Source organism: Micromonospora sp. NPDC049101 (assembly GCF_040648675.1).
Lineage (GTDB): Bacteria > Actinomycetota > Actinomycetes > Mycobacteriales > Micromonosporaceae > Micromonospora.
The window spans coordinates 1-17,394 of the sequence record NZ_JBEZED010000040.1 but is presented as its reverse complement, the minus strand read 5'-3'; the positions used below and the strand labels follow the sequence as shown (position 1 = coordinate 17,394).

General features: G+C 75.6%; 12 protein-coding genes and 1 riboswitch. All 12 genes read right to left on the bottom strand.

Translation table 11 applies throughout. The features are described from left to right. Window positions 1-2: 2 nt before the first annotated feature. The 12 genes from cobA to cobN are packed head-to-tail and all read right to left on the bottom strand — an operon-like array spanning window position 3 to window position 16,626. Window positions 3-1,700: a uroporphyrinogen-III C-methyltransferase gene (gene cobA / locus AB0B57_RS34310; protein WP_357079711.1), complete on the bottom strand. Its 1,698-nt coding sequence runs from the start codon at window positions 1,698-1,700 to the stop codon at window positions 3-5. Continuing rightward, the gene (locus AB0B57_RS34305; RefSeq protein WP_357079708.1) at window positions 1,697-2,293 is read right to left on the bottom strand and encodes a precorrin-8X methylmutase; all 597 of its coding nucleotides are present in this window, start codon (window positions 2,291-2,293) and stop codon (window positions 1,697-1,699) included. Before AB0B57_RS34305 ends, cobA begins: the two co-directional genes overlap by 4 nt. After that, on the bottom strand, window positions 2,290-2,487 hold the full coding sequence (locus AB0B57_RS34300) for a 4Fe-4S binding protein (protein WP_357079705.1): 198 nt from the start codon (window positions 2,485-2,487) through the stop codon (window positions 2,290-2,292). The genes AB0B57_RS34305 and AB0B57_RS34300 overlap by 4 nt, the downstream gene beginning before the upstream one ends. Continuing rightward, entirely contained in the window at window positions 2,475-4,322 is a 1,848-nt protein-coding gene (gene cobJ / locus AB0B57_RS34295) for a precorrin-3B C(17)-methyltransferase (protein WP_357079702.1), read from the bottom strand. The genes AB0B57_RS34300 and cobJ overlap by 13 nt, the downstream gene beginning before the upstream one ends. Further along, on the bottom strand, window positions 4,319-5,749 hold the full coding sequence (cbiE, locus tag AB0B57_RS34290; protein WP_357079699.1) for a precorrin-6y C5,15-methyltransferase (decarboxylating) subunit CbiE: 1,431 nt from the start codon (window positions 5,747-5,749) through the stop codon (window positions 4,319-4,321). The genes cobJ and cbiE overlap by 4 nt, the downstream gene beginning before the upstream one ends. Beyond that, window positions 5,746-6,897, bottom strand: coding sequence for a cobalt-precorrin-5B (C(1))-methyltransferase (locus tag AB0B57_RS34285; protein ID WP_357079696.1), 1,152 nt, complete (start codon window positions 6,895-6,897; stop codon window positions 5,746-5,748). The genes cbiE and AB0B57_RS34285 overlap by 4 nt, the downstream gene beginning before the upstream one ends. Further along, a complete protein-coding gene (gene cobM, locus AB0B57_RS34280) occupies window positions 6,894-7,739 on the bottom strand; it encodes a precorrin-4 C(11)-methyltransferase (RefSeq protein ID WP_357079693.1) in 846 nt (281 codons plus the stop codon). The genes AB0B57_RS34285 and cobM overlap by 4 nt, the downstream gene beginning before the upstream one ends. Beyond that, window positions 7,736-8,542 carry a precorrin-2 C(20)-methyltransferase gene (cobI, locus tag AB0B57_RS34275; RefSeq protein WP_357079690.1) on the bottom strand — a complete coding sequence of 269 codons (807 nt, stop codon included), beginning with the start codon at window positions 8,540-8,542 and terminating at the stop codon, window positions 7,736-7,738. The genes cobM and cobI overlap by 4 nt, the downstream gene beginning before the upstream one ends. Continuing rightward, window positions 8,539-9,894, bottom strand: a complete 1,356-nt coding sequence (locus AB0B57_RS34270) for a cobyrinate a,c-diamide synthase (protein ID WP_357079687.1) — start codon at window positions 9,892-9,894, stop codon at window positions 8,539-8,541. Before AB0B57_RS34270 ends, cobI begins: the two co-directional genes overlap by 4 nt. Continuing rightward, entirely contained in the window at window positions 9,888-10,499 is a 612-nt protein-coding gene (cobO, locus tag AB0B57_RS34265; RefSeq protein ID WP_357079684.1) for a cob(I)yrinic acid a,c-diamide adenosyltransferase, read from the bottom strand. Before cobO ends, AB0B57_RS34270 begins: the two co-directional genes overlap by 7 nt. Further along, window positions 10,499-12,961 carry a VWA domain-containing protein gene (locus AB0B57_RS34260; RefSeq protein ID WP_357079681.1) on the bottom strand — a complete coding sequence of 821 codons (2,463 nt, stop codon included), beginning with the start codon at window positions 12,959-12,961 and terminating at the stop codon, window positions 10,499-10,501. The genes cobO and AB0B57_RS34260 overlap by 1 nt, the downstream gene beginning before the upstream one ends. Continuing rightward, window positions 12,958-16,626: a cobaltochelatase subunit CobN gene (gene cobN, locus AB0B57_RS34255; RefSeq protein ID WP_357079678.1), complete on the bottom strand. Its 3,669-nt coding sequence runs from the start codon at window positions 16,624-16,626 to the stop codon at window positions 12,958-12,960. The genes AB0B57_RS34260 and cobN overlap by 4 nt, the downstream gene beginning before the upstream one ends. 330 nt (window positions 16,627-16,956) lie before the next feature. Next, window positions 16,957-17,086: riboswitch (cobalamin riboswitch) on the bottom strand. Window positions 17,087-17,394 lie beyond the last annotated feature (308 nt).

Below are 17,394 nucleotides of genomic sequence, written 5' to 3'. Positions count from 1 at the left end.
CGTCAGGCCCTCGGCCCGGTGGTGGTGAGAGCGACCACCGGGCCGAGGACGAAGACAGCGGGCGGGCCCACGCTCTCCCGGGCGGCGACCGCGCCGATCTCGTCCAGCCGGGCGGGCAGCGACCGCTGGCCGGGCTGCCCGGCGTCCTGCACGGCGAGCACCGGGGTCTCCGGGGCCCGGCCGTGCTCGATCAACACTGACGCGATCTTGGCGATGGTGTCGACGGCCATCAGCAGCACGACGGTGCCCCGGGCGCGGGCCAGCGCCGCCCAGTCGACAAGCGAGTCGGGGTGCCCGGGCGGCAGGTGTCCGGACACGACTGTGACGTCGTGCGCCACGCCCCGGTGCGTCACCGGCACGCCGGCGAGGGCCGGCGCGGCGATCGCGCTGCTCACCCCGGGGACCACCGTCACCGGCACACCGGCCGCCACGCAGGCCTGCACCTCCTCGTGGCCACGTCCGAAGACGTACGGGTCGCCGCCCTTGAGCCGGACCACCCGGCGACCGGCGCGGGCGTGCGACACCAGGGCCTCGTTGATCGCCTCCTGGGCCATCGATGGGCCACGGGGCACCTTCGCGGCGTCGATGACCAGCACGTCGGGGCGCAGCCCGGCGAGCAACCCCGTAGGGGCCAGCCGGTCGGCCACCACGACGTCCGCCGCGTCGAGCAGCGCCCTTCCGCGTACCGTGATCAGGTCGTCGGGCCCCGGCCCGCCGCCGACCACCGCGACCGAGCCGTGGTCGTGCCCGTGGTGGCCGTGCCCGTGCTGGTGGTGCCCGTGGTGGTGGCCGACCGGGTCGTCGGGGTGGTCGTGCGGGCGTTGCGGGCGGCCCACCTTGTCGGCGAAGCCGGGCATCAACACCCGGTACGCGCAGGTGTCGCAGTTCATCCGGATGTCCCCGGCCAGCGCCTCGGCGTAGCGCTCCCGCACCAGGTCGGCGAGGGCGTCGCAGTCGCCGATCACCTCGGCGACGCGGACGTCGAGGTCGGGGTGGGCGGCGGCGAACTCCGCCGACTGGGCGACGATGCGGTCGGGCAACACGCCGGCGAACAGGAAGTACGGTGCCACGACGATCCGCCGCGCGCCGAGGCGGCGCAACCGCTCCAGCACCGCCGGCACCGACGGTTGCGCCAGGGAGACGAACCCCGGCTCCACGCCCGCGTAGCCGCGCCCCTCCCAGAGCAGCCGGGCCACCTTGGCCACCTCGGCGTTGGCGTCCGGGTCGGTGGACCCCCGGCCGATCAACGCGACCCACGTGCCGGCCCGATCGGCACCCGCCAGCGCCGTGCCGGCCCGATCGGCACCCGCCAGCGCCGTGCCGGCCCGATCGGCACCCGCCAACACCGCGTCGATGCGCTGTTCGAGGGCGTCGTGCAGCAGCGGGTGTGGGCCGAGCGGGCGACCGTAGCGGTAGGTCAGCCCGGGGTGCCGCTGCTGTTCGCGACCCATCGCGGCGGGGATGTCGCCCTTGCCGTGCCCGGCGCCGGTCAGCACCAGCGGCAACGCCACCAGCGCCCGGTGCCCCCGCGCGACGAGCGCGCCGACCGCGTCGGTCAGCGGCGGGCGAGACAACTCGATGAAGCCGCCCTCGACGTCGCCGATGTCACCGCGACGACGGACCCGCTCGACCAGTGCGGCGAACTGGTCGACCCCGGCCGCGCTGCGCGTACCGTGCCCGACGATGACCAACCCGGTCATGACTTCTCCTCGATGTAGAGCAGGGCGTTGAGGGCGGCGGCGGCGACCGCCGACCCGCCCTTCTCCCCCACGTTGGACACGGCGGGCAGACCGCTGGCCCGCAGCGCCGCCTTCGACTCGGCGGCTCCGACGAAGCCGACCGGCAGGCCGACGACGAGCGCCGGAGCGGCATCCAGGGTGAGCAGTTCGACGAGTGCGGTGGGTGCGCAGCCGACCACCCAGACCGCGCCCGGCCCGACCCGGTCGAGGGCGATCCGCACGGCCGCCGCCGAGCGGGTGATCCCGGCCGCGCGGCCCAGCTCGGCGGCGGCCGGCTCGGCGACCGGGCAGACCAACTCCAGGCCCGCCCGGGTGATGCCGGCGGCGACCATCGCCACGTCGGTCACCACCGGTGCCCCGGCGCGCAGCGCCGCCAGCCCCGACTCCAGCGCCGCCTCGTCGCAGACCAACTCGTCGACGTACGCGAGGTCGGCGCTGGCGTGCACCACCCGCTCGGTCACCGCGCGGCTCAGCGGCGGCAGGTGCGACAGGTCGACCCGCTCCCGCAGGATGCGGTACGACTCGACCTCGATCGGGTGCACCATCCGGCTCATCGGGCTCCTTCGCGAGGGTCGGGGTCGAGCACGCGGATCGCGTCGACCGGGCAGATCTCCAGGCACTCCAGGCAGCCGGTGCACCTGTCGGCGCGGACCGTCAGGCCGCCGGCGACCGGTCGGATCGCGTGCGTGGGGCAGGTGAGCAGGCAGGCGCCACAGCCCTGGCAGGCGTCGATCGTCACGATCGCCATCGGTACCCCCGGGGCGTGACCATCCGACCGGCGACCACCCTCGTGTCGCTGTTGCCGACCACCACGACGCTGTACATGTCGACCACGGCCGGGTCGAGGGTGGCCAGGGTCGCCAGGTGCAGCCGCTCGCCGGGGCGGCTGGCGTTGCGCACCACACCGACCGGGGTGTCCGGTGGGCGGTGGCCGGCGAGGATGCCGAGCGCCTTGCCGAGCTGCCAGTCCCGGGCCCGGCTGCGCGGGTTGTAGAACAGCGTCACGAAGTCACCCTCGGCCGCCGCGGTCACCCGTCGCTCGATGACCTCCCACGGGGTGTGCAGGTCGGACAGGCTGACATAGGCGTGGTCGTGGCCGAGGGGGGCACCGAGCAGCGCCCCGGCGGCCAGTGCGGCGGTCACCCCGGGCACGCCGATGACGTCGATGCGTTCGTCGGCGTACTCCAGGGCGGGGCTGGCCATCGCGTACACCCCGGCGTCGCCGGAGCCGATCAGCGCGACCGCGCGGCCGGCGACGGCCTCGGCGACGGCGGCGCGGGCCCGTGCCTCCTCCGCGCCGAGCCCGCTGGACAGCACCCGCGTGCCCGGGCGGAGCACGTCGCGGACCTGGTCGAGGTACTGGTCCAGGCCGACCACCACGGCGGCGCGCCGCAGCTCGGCCACCGCGCGGGGGGTGCGCAGGTCGGCGGCGCCCGGTCCGAGCCCGACGACGGCCAGCCGGCCGCGTGGCGCGTGCCGGGCCACCGCGACGGTGGCCATCGCCGTCGCGGTCTTGCCCACCAACAGCGTGGCGTCGTCCGGACGGCCGGCCGGGCCGAGCAGGGCCGCGGCCTCCGCCACGCTCGGCGTGCCGACCGCGGCACGGACCACCTCGCTGGGGTGCGGCACGTCGACCGCCGCCAGCCGCGTCGCCGGCCAGGTCACCAGGGGTACGCCGAGCGCGTCGGCGGTGCTCCGGATGCCCGCCTCGTCGGCTTTCACGTCGGCGCTGGCCAGGCAGCGCAGGCTCGCGGCGCTCAGGCCGGCCTCGGCCAGCACCCGGTGCAGCAGCTCCGCCACCTCGGCGGCGGGTACGCCCCGGCTCGCGCCCACGCCGGCGACCAGTGACGGCGGCCGGAGCACGGCGGTCCGCCCGTCGAGCGGCACCACCCGGTCGGTGACCAACAGTCGGTAGCCTGCGTCGACACCGCCGGCGTCGTCGACGGCGGCCCCGTCGACGGCCGCGGCCCCGTCGACGGCGGCGATCCCGTTGTCGCCGCCGGCGGCGTTGTCGGCGGCCTCGTTGTCGGCGGCGGTCCGGCAGGGTGCGGCGGCGGGTTGGGGCCGGACGTTCGGGGGCAGGGCGGGCAACGGCCAGTGGGCGTCGGCGACCAGCTGGACCGGCTCGCCGTCCAGGATGGCCCGGGACACCGCGGCGACCGCGCCCTGGACCGGCCAGCCGAGGGTGTCCAGACCCGGTAACCCGACCGCGTCGGTGGCGGTGGTGATCACCGGTCGGGCGTCCAGCAGCGCGGCGACCCGCTCGGCGAGGTCGTTGCCGCCGCCGGCGTGCCCGCCGAGCAGCGCCACGGCGTGCCGGGCGGCCTCGTCGACGACCACCACGGCCGGGTCGCCGTGCTTGTCGGCGAGCAGCGGCGCGAGGATCCGCACCACCGCACCGGTGGCCAGGAACGCGACCACCGCGTCACTGTCCACCCAGGCGGTCCGCAGCGCGTCGGCGACGCTCTCCCCCTCGACCAGGCGGGCGTGCGGCCAGGCGGCGGCGACGGTGTGCGCGTGCCGTCGGCCGGCGGCCGTGGCCGCCACCAGACCGATGCGAGCGGGCGGGTTCTGGTCGGTCACGGGCGCTCCCCGGTGAGGACGACCACCGGGTTGGTGGCCGCGAGGCGGATCGACCCGCCGGGCAGGTCGGCGAGGCGGGCGGCGGAGAGCTGACAGCCCTGCACCGTGTAGCCGGCGGCGCGCAGCAGGCCAACGGCCGGTGCGACCCGGTCCAGGGCGGCCAGGGTGAGCACCACCCGCTCGGGCTGGCGGGCCACCACGGCGGCGAGCACGTCGACACCGCCACCGCCAACGAAGACCGCGTCCGGATCGGGCAGGCCGGCCAGCGCCTGCGGTGCCCGCCCGGTGACGAGCCGGACGTCCACCGCGTGCGCTGTCGCGTTGGCCCGGATGGTCGCGCCGGCTCCAGGGTCCTGTTCGACGGCGAGTACGGCAGCGCCGAGCAGGGCGCACTCGATGCCGACCGAACCGCTGCCCGCTCCGACGTCCCACACCAGCCGACCCAGTCGGGGGCGCAGTCGGGCGACGACCAGGGCGCGCACCTCCGACTTGGTGATCATGGAGTCGCGGTGGGCGTACCGGCTCTCCGGCAGCGCCCACCCGCCGGCCGGCGCGGCGGCCGGCTGGTTGTCGGCACGCATCCCACCGGGCGCGAACAGCTCGCGCGCCGAGCCGGCCGGGCCGGGCGCCGAGCCGCCGGGATCGGCGGCCGGGCCGCCCGGGGCAGCCTCGTCGGGGTCGGCGGCCGGGCCGGCGGGGGCGAGGGCTGGCGCGGGGTCGGGTGTGGCGAGGCTGAGCAGAACGTGGGGGTCGGACCAGGTCTCGGTGGCGGCCTGCTCGGGGGTCACCGTGCGGATCCGTTCCGCGGTGGTGCCCAGGTGCTCGGCGACGAGCAGGCGGCGGGACCAGCCGATCAGGCCCGCACCCAGCTCGGCGGCACCGGCGCCGGGTGCGGTGAGCACCGCGACAAGCGGCAGCGCCCGGCAGGCGTTCAGGGCCGGTCGCGGGTCGCGCCCGTGCGCGGTGACCACGACGGCGCCGTCCCAGGGCAGCCCGGCGCGGGCGAACGCGGCGGCCACACTGGACACCGCCGGCACCACCCGCAGCGGCAGCCCGGCCGCGCGCAGCCGTCGGACGATGCCGAACAGGCCGGGGTCCCCGCTGGCCAGCACCACGGCCGGCACCCCGGCGGCGACGGCCTCGGTCAGCCGCCCGACGGCCGGGGCGAGCGGCCCGAGGGCGACGGTGTCGACGCCGGCCGGCACGGGCACCGCGGCCAGGTGTCGGGCGGCCCCGACGACCAGCCCGGCGGCGGCCAGCACCGGCGCGAGGGCGGGGTGCGGTGGCGCCCCGGCCGCGTCCAGCCCGACCACGGTCACCAGCGCCTCCGGGCCGGCCGCGGTCGGCAGCGCGTCCGGTGCCGCCAGGTTCGCCAGCGCGTCCGGTGCCGCCAGGTTCGCCAGCGGATCCGGGGACGTGCGGCTCATCGGGGCCACCGCCCCGACGAGGCGACCACGTGCGCTCCGGCGAAGTCGACCATCGCCACGTCCACGGTGACCGTCGGCCCGGCGAAGCGTCGCAGCACCTGGCGGACCCGTTGGCAGAGCAGGTCACCGGCCGGGCCGAGCAGCCCGGCGGCCTCCCACAGCTCGTACGCGTGCCGGCCGGTGTTCGCCTCGGTCACCGCGGCGACAAGCGCCGGGTCGCCACCGGCCTCGGCGGTCACCGCGCCGAGCAGGGACAGGTCCACCTTGGAGCGGGTGTAGTGGGTCATCAGGATGCCCGCCGCGAGTTTGGCGAGCTTGCCGGCCATGCCGACGAAGACCACCCCGGTCATCTCGTCACCGACGGCGGCGGTGACGGCGGCCCCGGTGAAGTCGCCGACCTCGACGAAGCACACCTCGGGCAGGTCGGGCAGGAGCGCGCGGGCGGCCCGCTCGGTACGCCCGCCGGTGCACAGCACCACGGTCGGCTCACCCTGGGCGGCCATCACGTGCACGGCCTGCACGACGCTGGCCCGCCAGGAGGCGGTGGAGAACGGGCGGACGATCCCGGTGGTGCCGAGAATCGAGATGCCGCCGAGGATGCCCAGTCGGCGGTTGGTGGTCTTGCGGGCCATCATCTCGCCCCGGGGCACGCTGATCACCACCCGTACGCCGACCTCGGTGAGGTCGACCACCTCGGCCACCGCCTCGCCGATCATCCGGCGGGGGGTGTCGTTGATCGCCGGGCCGCCGACCGCGAGCCCGAGGCCGGGTTTGGTGACCGTGCCGACGCCCGCGCCGCCGGCGAGCCGCAGGCCGGGGACGTCGGTCCAGTCCACTGTCGCGGTCAGCTCGGCTCCGTGGGTGACGTCCGGGTCGTCGCCGGCGTCCTTGACGACGACCGCCTCGGCCCGCACCGGCGGGGTGCCGGTCAGCTCGCAGCGTTCGACCGGGAAGCGCACCCGCCGACCGGCGGGCAGACCGATCTCCACGTCCGGCTGGATCTCCCCGGTGACCAGGGCGGTGAGCGCCGCCTTGGCCGCCGCCGTCGCGCAGGCGCCGGTGGTCCAGCCGGTGCGCAGCGCGGTGGGCCGGACCTTCGCGGTACGCGGCAGGTCCGGCTCGCGCAGCGGCGGCTCGGCGTACGTCACGGTGTGTGCCCCGGTGTGGCTGTCCCCCCGGTGCGGGCGCCGGACTGGCGGCGCAGCTCGGCGCGGGCGGCCGGCTCGGCACGGCGGAAGGTGTGGAAGTGCCCCGGGTGGTACAGGTGTGAGCGGGTGCCCTCGGCGGCCAGTGCCGGCCCGACCAGGAAGAGGGTGTGCTTCCACAGCTTGTGCTGTTTGACCGTCGCCTCCAGGGTGCCGACCGTGCAGCGCACCACCAGCTCGTCCGGCCAGGTCGCCTGGTACGCCACCACGGCCGGGGTGTCCTGCGGGTAGCCGCCGGCCAGCAACTCGGCCTGCACCTGCCCGGAGCGGGCGGCGGAGAGGAACAGCGCCATCGTGGTGCCGTGCCGGGCGAAGTCGCGGACCCGCTCACCGGGCGGCATCGGGGTCTTGCCGCCTTCGAGGCGGGTGAGGATCACCGACTGGGCCACCTCGGGCACGGTCAGCTCCCGCCCGACGATCGCCGCGACGGCGGTGAACGAGGAGACCCCGGGCACGATCTCGACGGCCAGGCCGAGCGCCCGGCACAGGTCCAGTTGCTCCTGCACGGCGCCCCACAGCGCCGGGTCGCCGGAGTGGATCCGCGCCACGGTCAGCCCCTGCTCGGCGGCGCGCTGATAGAGCGGCAGCACACCCTCGATGGGCAGCTGCGACGAGTCGACGATCTCCGCGCCCGCACGGGCGTGGCCGAGCACGTCGGCGTGCACCAGGCTGGCCGCCCAGATCACGATGTCCGCCTCGGCGATGGCCCGGGCGGCCCGCAGGGTCAGCAGGTCCGCCGCACCGGGGCCGGCGCCGACGAACCACACCTTGCCGTCGCTTGTCACAGTTTTCCTCCTCGGTGCTCGCGGCGGGCCGGGACCAGCAGCGTCGACAGGTACGGCAGGTCGTGCGCGGTGTCGTCGACCGGCCCGATCCGTTCGCCGGGCAGGCCCAGGTTGCGCCCGAGCACGGCGTCGGCGAGGCGGCCCTGCCGGCGCAGCTCGGCGAGCAACTCCGGGTGCCGCCGCCAGCCCTTGTAGGCGACCACGGTGCCCGGCCCGGCGAGGGCGTCGGCGAACAACGCCAGGCCGGCGGTGGCCGGCAGCAGGGTCAGCGGTTCGCGTCCCTCGCAGAGCGGGGTGCCGCTGCGCGCGGCCAGTTCCTGCATGGCGGTGATGCCGGGCACTGTCGCCACCCGCACCGCCGGGTACAACGCGCGCACGCTCTGCGCCAGGTAGCCGAAGGTGGAGTAGACGTTCGGGTCACCGATGGTGGCGAACGCCAGCGACCGTGCGCCCGCGTCGATCGCGTCGACCACCACCCGGGCCGCGTCGTCCCAGGCCGCCGCCCGGCGGGCGGTCACCCCACCCCGGTCGTCCAGGGCGAACGGCAGCCGGCGCAGCCGGTCCGCCGCGACGTGGGACCGTACCGTCGCCTCGGCCCGCCCGGCGTCCGCACCCGCCGGCGTCGGCGCGGCGGTCGCGGTGGGCTCGGCCCGGTCCGCCATCACGGGTACGAAGACCAGGTCGGCCTCGCGCAGCACCCGCACCGCCTTGACGGTGAGCAGTTCCGGGTCACCGGGGCCGACCCCGACCCCGGTCAGCGTGGCGTCGGCCGATCCGCCGGCCCGACTGTCGTCGGCGCTCACCGGCACGCCTCGACCAGGCGGCGGGCCGCGTCGGGGTGACCGGCCCAGTGGGTGTGCAGGTAGGAGGCGTGCACCCGGCCGGCGACGAAGCCGTGCGCGGTGTCGTCCCAGCGCCACGCCGGCCGGTCACCGTGCCCCGGGTCGGTGGTGGTGCGGTGGAACTCGTGGCCGCGTACGCCCTCGCCGACCCGGGCCACCGGGGAGTCGGCGGCGGCCACCGCCTCGCGGTAGCCGAGGGTGAGCCGGCCGGTCATCCGGGCGGTCAGGTCCAGCCGGCCGCACATCGGCACGCCGTCCAGGGACCGCCCGAGGTAGAGCAACCCGGCGCACTCGGCCACGATCGGCCCGTCGAAGTCGGCCAGCTCGGCGCGCAGCGTGGAGTTGTCGGCCAGCGCCTGGGCGTACGCCTCGGGGAACCCGCCGCCGATGACCACCGCGCGGGTGCCGGCGGGCAGCGCCGGATCGCGCAGCGGGTCGACCGTGACCACGTCCGCGCCGGCGGCGGTGAGCAGTTCGGCGGTCTCCGCGTACGAGAAGGTGAAGGCCGGACCACCGGCGAGGGCGACCCGTGGCCGCTCGACGCCGGCCGGCCCGCCGACGGCGGCGACCGGGTCCCACGCCGGTGCGGTCAGCGGCGGGGCGGTGCGGGCCAGGTCCACCACGGCGTCGAGGTCCACGGTGGCCTCGACCAGCTCGGCGAGGGCGGTGACGATCGCCAGGGACTCGGGTGCCCGTTCGGCGACCGGCACCAACCCGAGGTGCCGGGCCGGCGCGGCCACCTCGGCGGCGCGGGTGACGGCACCGAGCACCGGTACGCCCACCTCGGCGAGGGCGTCGCGCAGCAGCGTCTCGTGCCGGGGTGAACCGACCCGGTTGAGGATCACCCCGCCGATGCGTACCGCCGGGTCGAACGCGGCCATGCCGAGCGTGAGCGCGGCGGCGGATCGGCCCTGTGCGGTGGTGTCCAGCACCAGCAGCACGGGTGCCTCGATCAGCCGGGCGACGTGTGCGGTGGAGGCGTAGTCGCGGCGGCCCACCGCCCCGTCGTGCAGGCCCATGACGCCCTCCACCACGGCAATGTCGGCGGGCGTCGGGACGCTCGCGCCGTGCCGCAGCAGCGCGGCGATCCGGTCGGCCCCGACCAGGAACGGGTCGAGGTTGCGGCCGGGCCGGCCGGCGGCGAGGGCGTGGTAGCCGGGGTCGATGTAGTCCGGCCCGACCTTGTGCGGGCTGACCGTCAGGCCGCGCCGACGCAGGGCGGCGAGCAGCCCGGTGGCCACCGTGGTCTTGCCGTGCCCGCTGGCGGGCGCGGCGACCACCAGCCGGGGCAGCGCCGTGTGACCGCTCACCACTCGATGCCCTTCTGGCCCTTCTGGCCGGCGTCCATCGGGTGCTTGACCTTGGTCAGCTCGGCCACCAGGTCGGCGGCGGCGACCAGGCGCGGGTCGGCGTCCCGGCCGGTGATCACCACGTGTTGGAAACCGGGCCGGTCAGCCAGGGTGGCCACCACCTCGTCGACGTCCACCCAGCCCCACTTCATCGGGTAGGTGAACTCGTCCAGCACGTACAGCCCGTACCGCTCGGCGGCCAGGTCGCGCTGGATCTGCCGCCAGCCTTCCAGGGCGTCGGCGGCGTGGTCGGCCTCGCCGCCGCGCTGGATCCACGACCAGCCCTCGCCCATCTTGTGCCAGGCCACCGGTGCGCCCTGGCCGGTGCGCTCGTGCACCTCGCCGAGCGCCCGGAAGGCGTTCTCCTCCCCCACCCGCCACTTGGCGCTCTTGACGAACTGGAACACGCCCACCGGCAGGCCGGCCGTCCACGCCCGCAACGCCAACCCGAAGGCCGCCGTCGACTTGCCCTTCATCTGTCCGGTGTGCACGATCACCAGTGGCCGGTGCCGGCGCTGCCGGGTGGTCAACCCGTCAAGAGGCACGGAACTCGGCTGTCCCTGCGGCATCAGCAATCTCCCCTGGCTGGCGTGCTGGTGGTGCCGGTCGAGATCTTGGAAGGAATCCGCCCTTCCAGGGGCCATTTCCTTCCAAGATCTCCTCGGGTCTGGGCCACGTCGTTCAGTTCGTGGCGGGGGGCTTGCAGCTGGGTTGCCAGGCGATTGGCCAGGTTGAGGCGGACCGGGCCGGACTCGCAGTCGACGACCACGCAGGGGGCACCGGTTGCCGCCAGGGCCGCTGCCGCTGCTGCCGCGCGGTCGAGCGGACGTTGCCCCGCGGTGGCTCTGCCGTCGGTGACGATGAGGACCAGGGGGCGGCGCTTCGGGTCGCGCAGGCGCTCCACCCGCAGCAGATCGGCGGCGGCGAGCAGGCCCTCGGCCAACGGCGTACGCCCACCGGTGGGCAACTCGGCCAACCGGGTCGAGGCGGCCAGCACCGACGACGTCGCCGGCAGCAGAGTCCGGGCGCCGGCACCCCGGAACGCGATCACCGCGACCTTGTCCCGTCGCTGGTACGCGTCGGTGAGCAGGGCGAGCACCGCGTCCTTCACGGCGGTCATCCGCTGCCGGGCGCCCATCGAGCCGCTGGCGTCCACCACGAACAACACCAGGTTGCCCTCACGACCCTCCCGGACCGCCTCGCGCACGTCGTCCGGGCGCAACCGCAGCGGGCCGGTCAACCGCCCCCGAGCGGCCTGGTGCGGCGCGGCGGCACGGACCGTCGCCGGCAGGTGCAACGCCCCGACCCGGCCCGTCGGCACCCGCGCCCCGGTGGTACGCCCCCGCCCGGTGCGGGCCCGCGAGCGCCGGCCCGGCACCCCGTCACCCACGCCGGGCGCGGTGAGCACCCGCGCCCGCAACCCACCCCGGGGTACGGCCACCGACTGAGACCTCCCGCCGCTCCGGGTCGGATCGTCGTCACCGACCGCCGATTCCCGGCCACCGCGCGGGCGCGAGTTCTGGCCGTCGTCGCCCCGGTCGCCCGCCTGGCGCTGCGGCCACCCGTCGTCGTCGCCCCGCTGACGCTGCGGCCACCCGTCGTCGCCCCGGTCGCCCGTCTGGTGCTGTGGCCAACCGTCGGCACCGTCCGGGCCGTCGGTGCGCCCGTCCGGGCCACTGCCGTCCCGCGCCGCCAAGTGCCCGGCCGACCCGGGTCCACCCTGGTCGCCGCCGTCACCGCCCTGCGCGCCGCCACCACTCGGGCCGCCCCCGTTCGAGCCGCCCCCGTCCGGGCCATCGGTGCGCCCGGCCGGGCCACTGCCGCCACCGCCCTGCGGACCGCCCCCGTTCGGGCCGCCGCCACCGTTCGGGCCGCCGCCACCGGCCGGGCCGCCACCGTTCGGGCCGTTCGGGCCACGGTCCTCGGGGCCGTTGTCGTCCGGGTCGTCGGGGTGGGCGTCCTGGGCCCGTTGCAACGCCTCGTCGAGGCGCTTCTCGTCCAGCCCGGGGGTGTCGAACGGGTCGCGGCGGCGGCGGTGCGGCAGAGCCAGCCGGGCGGCCACCCGGACGTCGTCGATGGTGACCCGGTCCCGGCCGTGCCAGGCGGCGTGGGCCAGGGCGGTACGGGCCGTGACGATGTCGGCGCGCATCCCGTCCACGTCGAACGCCGCGCACACCTCGGCGATCTGCCGCAGCGCGGCGTCCGGCAGGCGTACCCCGGGAAGCCGGCGGCGGGCGGCGGCCACCTGGGCGGCGATCTCCGCGTCGGCGTCGGCCCAGCGGGCGGCGAACCCGGCCGGGTCGGCGTCGGCGGCCAGCCGGCGGCGGACCACCTCGACCCGGACCTGCGGGTCCCGGCTGGCACCCACCTCCACGGTGAGCCCGAACCGGTCGAGCAGCTGCGGGCGCAGCTCCCCCTCCTCGGGGTTCATGGTGCCGACCAGCAGGAACCGGGCGGCGTGGCTGACCGACACGCCTTCGCGCTCGACGTGGCTGCGGCCCATCGCCGCCGCGTCCAGCAGCAGGTCCACGAGGTGGTCGTGCAGCAGGTTGACCTCGTCGACGTAGAGGACGCCCCGGTGGGCGGCGGCGAGCAGGCCCGGCTCGAAGGCGCGTACCCCCTCGCCGAGGGCCTTCTCCAAATCCAGCGAGCCGACCACCCGGTCCTCGGCGGCACCGACCGGCAGCTCGACGAGCCGGGCGGGACGGGTCTCGGCGGCGGCGTCGGCGGGGTGTGGGCCGTCCGGGCAGGCCGGGTCGGGCTCGGCCGGGTCACAGCCGAAGCGGCAGCCGGCGACGCGGCGCACCGGTGGCAGGAGTGCGGCGAGTGCCCGCACGGCGGTGGACTTGGCGGTGCCCTTCTCACCCCGGACCAGCACACCGCCGATCGCCGGGGACACCGCGTTGAGCAACAGCGCCAACCGCATGTCGGCCATGCCGAGCACCGCACTGAAGGGATAGGTGGTGCTCACGGGGCCTTCTTTCGTTCGCGACTGCGGGGCTCGCAAAACCGGCTCACTCCTCGCGCTCACACCCGGTCCTCCAGGTCGCCCTCGCTGGCCAGGTACGTGTCGCGCAGCCGGTCCAGGGTGGCCGGCTCGGGTTTGGCCCACAGCCCCCGGTCGGCGGCCTCCAACAGGCGCTCGGTGATGCCGCGCAGCGCCCACGGGTTGGACTTCTCCAGGAACTCGCGGGTGGTGTCGTCGAAGAGGTACGCGGCGGCCAGGTGCTCGTACATCCAGTCGTCGACCACACCGGCGGTGGCGTCGTAACCGAACAGGTAGTCCACGGTGGCGGCCAGCTCGAACGCGCCCTTGTAGCCGTGCCGGCGCATCGCGGCGATCCACTTCGGGTTGACCACCCGGGCCCGGAACACCCGCCGGGTCTCCTCGCCCAGCGTGCGGGTGCGCACGTCGTGCGGCATCGCCGAGTCACCCACGTACGCCTGCGGTGACGTGCCGGTGAGGTGGCGGACCATCGCCACCATCCCGCCGTGGTACTGGAAGTAGTCGTCGGAGTCGACGATGTCGTGCTCGCGGGTGTCCTGGTTCTTCACCGCCACCGCGATCCGGGCGAACGAGCGTTCCATGTCGGCGCGCGCCTCCCGCCCGTCCAGGCCCCGGCCGTAGGCGTAGCCGCCCCACACCGCGTACACCTCGGCCAGGTCGGCGTCGCTGCGCCAGGTCCGGGCGTCGATCAGCGGCAGCAGACCGGCGCCGTACGCCCCGGGCTTGGAGCCGAAGATCCGGGCGGTGGCCCGCCGCTCGTCGCCGTGCTCGGCGAGGTCGGCGGCGACGTGCGCCCGCAGGTAGTTGTCCGCCTCCGGCTCGTCCAGGGCGGCGACCTGCCGCACGGCGTCGTCGAGCAGCGCCACCACGTGCGGGAACGCGTCGCGGAAGAACCCGGAGATGCGCACTGTCACGTCCACGCGGGGTCGGCCCAGCTCGGCGGTCGGCACCACCTCGATGCCGGTGACCCGCCGGGACCGTTCGTCCCACACCGGCCGGCAGCCGAGCAGCGCGAGCACCTCGGCGATGTCGTCGCCCTGGGTGCGCATCGCGCTGGTGCCCCACACGGTCAAACCCACCGAGCGGGGGTACGCCCCGGTGTCGGCGAGGTGCCGGGCCAGCAGCGAGTCGGCGAGGGCCACCCCGACGTCCCAGGCGTTGCGGCTGGGAATGGCCTTCGGGTCGACGGAGTAGAAGTTGCGCCCGGTCGGCAGCACGTTGACCAGGCCCCGGGTGGGTGAGCCGGACGGGCCGGGCGGCACGAACCGGCCGTCGAGCGCGCCGAGGGTGTTGGTCAGCTCGTCGGTGGTCCGGCCGAGCCGGGGCACCAGCTCGGTGGCGGCGAAGTGCAGCACGGCGGCGACGTCCGGGATCGGCTGCCCGGTCACCTCGGTCACCACCGCGTCGACCGCGTCCACGGCCCAGCCCAGGGTCTCCATGCCGAGGACCAACCGTCGGGCCAGGGCCTCGATCAGGTCGATGGCGTCGGCGGCGGTGCCGGCTGGCCCGTCCACCACGTCGGTCAGCGCGGTGGGCAGCGCCAGGCGTTCGCCAGGTGCCGCGAGCAGCGCCTGCTCGTCGAGGGAGTACGCGACGGCGAGCGCCTGCCGCAGACCGGGCAGGGCGTGGGCGCCGCCCCAGATCTGCGGTGCGCGCAGCACCGCGAGGACCAGGTTGACCCGGGGCTCACCGGTGGGCGCGTCGGCGAGGATGTGCAGCCCGTCGCGGATCTGCACGTCCTTGACCTCGCACAGGTACCCGTCGAGGTGCAGCACGAACTCGTCGAAGTCGTCCGCGTCGGGCATCGCCTCGGCGTGCAGGTCGTGGTGCAGTTCGGCGGCGCGGACGAGGTCCCAGATCTGCGCCCGCACGGTGGGCACCTTCGCCGGGTCGAGGGCCTGCACGGTGGCGTACTCGTCGAGCAGTTGCTCCAGTTTGGCCAGGTCGCCGTAGGTCTCGGCGCGGGCCATCGGCGGCACCAGGTGGTCGATGACCACGGCGTGCGCCCGCCGCTTGGCCTGGGTGCCCTCGCCGGGGTCGTTGACGATGAACGGGTAGACCAGCGGCAGGTCGGTGAGGACCGCGTCGGGCGCGCAGTCGGCGGCCAGGCCGAGGCCCTTGCCGGGCAGCCACTCCAGGGTGCCGTGCTTGCCCAGGTGCACCACGGCGTCCGCGCCGAAGCCGCCGTCCGCGCTCGGCGCGGCCAACCAGCGGTACGCGGCCAGGTAGTGGTGGCTCGGCGGGAGGTCCGGGTCGTGGTAGATGGCGATCGGGTTCTCGCCGAAGCCGCGCGGCGGTTGGATCAGCAGCACCACGTTGCCGAAGCGCAGCCCGGCGAGGACGATGTCCCCGCTCTCGGTGTACAGCTCGCCGGGCGGCTCACCCCAGTGCTCCCGCATCCGTTCGCGCAGCTCGGCCGGGATCTGGTCGAACCACCGCCGGTACGTCTGCCCCGGTATCCGGGCCTCGGCGGCGGCCAGTTGTTCCGGGGTGAGCCACTCCACGTCGTGGCCTCCGGCGGCGATCAGCGCGTGGATCAGCGCGTCTCCGTCGTCGGGCACCGGGGCGTCGCCCAGGTGGTAGCCGGCGTCGGCGAGCGCGGCGAGCAGCCGGACCGCCGAGACCGGGGTGTCCAGCCCGACGGCGTTGCCGACCCGGGAGTGCTTGGTGGGGTACGAGCTGAGCACCACGGCGACCCGCTTGTCGGCGTTGGCCACGTAGCGCAGCCGGGCGTGGCGTACCGCGATCCCGGCGACCCGGGCGGCCCGCTCGGGGTCGGCGGCGTAGACGGACAGGCCGTCGGCGTCGATCTGCTTGAACGAGAACGGCACGCTGACGATCCGACCGTCGAACTCGGGGATGGCCACCTGCATCGCCGCGTCCAACGGGGACAGCCCGGCGTCGCTGGCCTCCCACTGCGCCCGGGTGCTGGTCAGGCAGAGCGCCTGGATGACCGGCACGTCCAGGGCGGCCAGGGCGCCGACGTCCCAGGCGTCCTCGTCGCCACCTCCGGAGGCGTCCGCGGCGACCGCACCGCCGGCGGCGAGCACGGTGACCAGCAGCGCGTCGCAGCGGGCGAACAGCCCGAGCGGGCCGGCGCCGGTGGTCAGCCCGCGCAGCGAGCCGCAGAAGATCGGCAGCGGGTTGCCGCCGGCCTGTTGGACCGCGTCCGCGAGCACGTCGACGAACCCGGTGTTGCCGGCGAGAGCGTGCGCCCGATAGAAGACGATCCCCACGGTGGGCCGGTCCGGGTCGGTCGGGTGGTCGCCGTGCACGCCGTACGCCGGGGTGGGGGTGGGCGGGGCGAACCCCTCGCCGGTGAGCAGCACCGTGTCGGAGAGGAACCGGGCCAGTTGCCCCAGGTTGTCCGGGCCGCCCTCCACCAGGTACGCCAACGCCTGGGTGACGACCCCGGACGGCACTGTGGAGATGGCCATCAGCTCCGCGTCGGGCAGCGCCTCGCCACCGAGCACGACCGTCGGCACCCCGGTGCCGAGCACCTCGGCGAGGCCGTCCGGCCACGCCTGTCGACCGCCGAGCAGGCGTACGACGACGAGGGCGACCCCGTCGAGCAGGGCGGGCACCTCGTCGGCGGCGACCCGCGCGGGGTTGGCGAGCCGGTAGTCGGCGCCGCTGGCGCGGGCGGCCAGCAGGTCGGTGTCGGCGGTGGAGAGCAGCAGGATGCGCACGGCGGGCTCCGGAGAGTGACGCCCTGGCCGCTGCGGAGGCGACCTGGACGAAGCGGGTGGGTGCGGCGTCAGCCGGTACGACGGCGCTGCCGGACTCGTCGACGCGGGCGTCGGAGCCGGTCAGCGGCGGGCGCTCGGCTCAGCGGTACCGGAAGCCAGCGGCCTGGCGCGCGTCGAGGCAACCGGCGCCAGACGTGCCGGCGCGGCCGGTTCCGGATGCGGGGTGTCGCCCGCGATGCGGGTCATGACGATGCTCGTCGATGAATGAGACGCCGTGCGTCATCGGGTCCTCCTCGGGTGTCCACGCCCTGGGGTACGTCCCGACGGCCGAAGTATCCTGGCTTCCGGATCGACGCTCTCCCCCGGCCTTCCAACCGCAGACACACGGCCGTGACTCACGAGGGGGGATCGCTCCCCGGTGACAGTGGCGGGACCGCGTCGGAATCGCACCGACTTCCTTCACTGCCGTCAGGCCGCGAATGCTGCCACACCGCCGCGCCGCCGGTCAACGCCGGTCCGGCCCCGCCAGGCGGGCGGCACTCATCGAGCTTCGGCGATTGGCGCGAGCGCGATTCCGCACGGCGCAGTGCCCCAGATCAATGCCGACGTCCTTTGCTCTGCATACCTATCTGCACCGGTGCCGCTCCGTTTCTGGTGCAGATAGGTATGCAGAGCAAAGACATCCCAGGTGCTTGGTTGTCAAGCGGCAGCTTCGTTGAGGTGGTGGGACCAGGCGGTGGTCTCGTTGTAGGAGGTGCCGGTTTTGAG

What these genes read in the sequence shown, in the direction of transcription:
- AB0B57_RS34300 (WP_357079705.1), bottom strand. Translation starts at nt 2,487, where the DNA reads ATGGCGATCGTGACGATCGACGCCTGCCAGGGCTGTGGCGCCTGCCTG.
- cbiE (WP_357079699.1), bottom strand. Translation starts at nt 5,749, where the DNA reads ATGAGCCGCACGTCCCCGGATCCGCTGGCGAACCTGGCGGCACCGGAC.
- cobA (WP_357079711.1), bottom strand. Translation starts at nt 1,700, where the DNA reads ATGACCGGGTTGGTCATCGTCGGGCACGGTACGCGCAGCGCGGCCGGG.
- cobO (WP_357079684.1), bottom strand. Translation starts at nt 10,499, where the DNA reads ATGCCGCAGGGACAGCCGAGTTCCGTGCCTCTTGACGGGTTGACCACC.
- AB0B57_RS34305 (WP_357079708.1), bottom strand. Translation starts at nt 2,293, where the DNA reads ATGAGCCGGATGGTGCACCCGATCGAGGTCGAGTCGTACCGCATCCTG.